Genomic DNA, 605 nt, shown 5'->3' with positions numbered 1-605 from the left:
AGGCCTATAAGTATTTGTTTTGTAGGCAAAAAACTATTTTTAATTTTTAACAAAATGTTCACGATCTCGCCCTGCAATATTCGCCCATATTATTACATGGTTATACTGAGGTAATTCAGCTCTTATCATTGCGTCAGTAACATCAACCACACCTCTACCTGAATAGCTGCCATCTTTTATATAAAGTGGAGGAATGTCATACTGAGCCCAATGTATGGTCTCTTTTGCAGTTACATCGACAGATATAATAAAAGAGATGAGTATTAGAAGAATCCTTTTCATGGCAATTTCACCTCTCTATTATATTGATATAAACCATAGTGCGGCGATTAGTCAGCAACACTAACATCTTCACAAGAAAATATTGACATACGTATGCGCTTTTGTAAACCTACTAATAACGCAGAAATTTCTGGTTTTCTGTATCGTCAAGGATGGTGCTGAACGTTGATACGCCGAACTCTCCCGCTTGTCGCCATACACGGCAGCATGAGGCTTGATTGTTGCTGTCCCATAGAGCCCATAGAGCCGGCGTTTTTCAAGATAGTTGTCGCGCAAAGCTGTTTTAAGCAGCCTCTTTCTGCTCCGGCTCGGGTTTCTCGGGC

2 protein-coding genes are annotated in these 605 nt (G+C 40.7%); both read right to left on the bottom strand.

The window, feature by feature from the left end; translation table 11 throughout:
* Window positions 1-39: 39 nt before the first annotated feature.
* Entirely contained in the window at window positions 40-282 is a 243-nt protein-coding gene (locus OKC40_RS22835; RefSeq protein WP_270797065.1) for a hypothetical protein, read from the bottom strand.
* A gap of 69 nt (window positions 283-351) precedes the next feature.
* Window positions 352-605 (bottom strand): hypothetical protein (locus tag OKC40_RS22830; protein WP_270797064.1); only part of this gene is annotated, 254 nt, incomplete at its 5' end.

It is taken from the genome of Aeromonas sp. QDB11 (assembly GCF_027705265.1).
In the GTDB taxonomy this organism is placed as follows: Bacteria; Pseudomonadota; Gammaproteobacteria; order Enterobacterales; family Aeromonadaceae; genus Aeromonas; species Aeromonas allosaccharophila.
The sequence above is the reverse complement of the archived record's forward strand: the minus strand, read 5'-3'. Positions and strand labels throughout refer to the sequence as shown.